This is a genomic window from Pseudomonas sp. GM84 (genome assembly GCF_000282535.1).
Lineage (GTDB): Bacteria > Pseudomonadota > Gammaproteobacteria > Pseudomonadales > Pseudomonadaceae > Aquipseudomonas.
On record NZ_AKJC01000301.1, the window covers coordinates 1 to 2,105 of the forward strand.

2 protein-coding genes and 1 pseudogene are annotated in these 2,105 nt (G+C 62.9%); all 3 read left to right on the plus strand.

Going from position 1 to position 2,105, the window contains the following annotated elements:
- Positions 1–176: pseudogene (locus PMI38_RS27150) on the plus strand (amino acid ABC transporter permease); the annotation flags it as partial.
- A gap of 10 nt (positions 177–186) precedes the next feature.
- Positions 187–1,284, plus strand: coding sequence for an amino acid ABC transporter permease (locus PMI38_RS21180; protein WP_008098598.1), 1,098 nt, complete (start codon positions 187–189; stop codon positions 1,282–1,284).
- Positions 1,285–1,294: 10 nt separating this feature from the next.
- Positions 1,295–2,059 carry an amino acid ABC transporter ATP-binding protein gene (locus PMI38_RS21185; protein ID WP_008098600.1) on the plus strand — a complete coding sequence of 255 codons (765 nt, stop codon included), beginning with the start codon at positions 1,295–1,297 and terminating at the stop codon, positions 2,057–2,059.
- Positions 2,060–2,105 lie beyond the last annotated feature (46 nt).

The window sequence follows — 2,105 nt, forward strand, 5'->3', positions numbered from 1 at the left end:
CCGCCGGTATCGGCTACCCGGAGATGGTCTCGCTGTTCGCCGGTACCGTGCTCAACCAGACCGGCCAGGCCATCGAGGTGATCGCCATCACCATGAGTGTCTATCTCGCCATCAGCATCAGCATTTCGCTGCTGATGAACTGGTACAACAAGCGCATTGCGCTGATCGAGCGGTGAGGATACGCCCGTGAATGCTCATGTTTTCAAACCTGACATGCCGCCACCGGTGAAAACCGTGGGCGTGCTCGCCTGGATGCGGGCCAACCTGTTCTCCAGCTGGCTCAACACCCTGCTGACGCTGTTCGCCCTGTACCTGGTGTGGCTGATCGTGCCGCCACTGGTGCAATGGGCGTTCATCGACGCCAACTGGGTGGGGACTACCCGCGCCGATTGCACCAAGGAAGGCGCCTGCTGGGTGTTCGTCCAGCAGCGCTTCGGCCAGTTCATGTACGGCTACTACCCGACCGAGTTGCGCTGGCGCGTGGACCTGACCGTGTGGCTGGCGGTGCTGGGAGCTGCGCCGCTGTTCATCAAGCGTTTCCCGCGCAAGGTCGCGTATGGCCTGGGCTTCCTGGTGCTGTACCCGATCCTGGCCTACACCTTGCTGCACGGGGGCTACCTGGGGCTGGAGACTGTCCCCACCAGCCAGTGGGGCGGGCTGATGCTGACCCTGGTGATCGCCACCGTGGGCATCGTCGGCGCCTTGCCGCTGGGTATCCTGCTGGCCCTGGGGCGGCGCTCGCGCATGCCGGCGGTGAAGGTGGTCTGCGTGACCTTCATCGAGTTCTGGCGCGGTGTGCCGCTGATCACCGTGCTGTTCATGTCGTCGGTGATGCTGCCGTTGTTCCTGCCCGAAGGCATGAGCTTCGACAAACTGCTGCGGGCGATGATCGGCGTGATCCTGTTCCAGTCGGCCTATATAGCCGAGGTGGTACGCGGCGGTCTGCAGGCCATTCCCAAGGGCCAGTACGAAGCGGCCGCGGCCATGGGCCTGGGCTACTGGCGCTCGATGGGCCTGGTGATTCTGCCGCAGGCGCTCAAGCTGGTGATCCCCGGCATCGTCAACACCTTCATCGCCCTGTTCAAGGACACCAGCCTGGTGATCATCATCGGCCTGTTCGACCTGCTCAACAGCGTCAAGCAAGCCGCTGCCGACCCGGCCTGGCTGGGCATGGCCACCGAGGGCTACGTGTTCGCCGCCCTGGTGTTCTGGATTTTCTGTTTCGGTATGTCCCGCTACTCCATGCACCTGGAGCGCAAGCTGGACACTGGCCACAAGCGTTAGGAGTTTCGAAATGAGTGAAGCGATCAAGCAGCCTGCCGGCCCCGAAGGGATCATCCAGATGCAGGGTGTGAACAAGTGGTACGGCCAGTTCCATGTGCTCAAGGACATCAACCTGAACGTGCGTCAGGGCGAGCGTATCGTGTTGTGCGGGCCGTCCGGCTCGGGCAAGTCCACCACCATCCGTTGCCTCAACCGTCTGGAGGAGCACCAGCAGGGGCGCATCGTGGTCGACGGCGTGGAGCTGACCAACGACCTCAAGCAGATCGAGGCGATCCGCCGCGAGGTGGGCATGGTGTTCCAGCATTTCAACCTGTTCCCGCACCTGACCATCCTCGAAAACTGCACCCTGGCGCCCATGTGGGTGCGCAAGATGCCTCGGCGCAAGGCCGAGGAAATCGCCATGCATTACCTGGAGCGGGTACGCATTCCGGAGCAGGCGCTCAAGTATCCGGGGCAGTTGTCCGGTGGCCAGCAGCAGCGCGTGGCCATTGCGCGGGCGCTGTGCATGAAGCCGAAGATCATGCTGTTCGATGAGCCGACCTCGGCGCTCGACCCGGAAATGGTCAAGGAAGTGCTGGACACCATGGTCGGTTTGGCCGAGGACGGTATGACCATGCTCTGCGTGACCCACGAGATGGGCTTTGCCCGTACGGTCGCGAACCGGGTGATCTTCATGGACAAGGGGGAGATCGTGGAGCAGGCGGCGCCGGATGATTTCTTCGACCGGCCGCGGAGTGATCGGACCAAGTTGTTCCTTAGTCAGATCCTGCATTGATGCTGTGGGGCCGCTTTGCGGCCCAATCGCCGGCAAACCGGCTCCC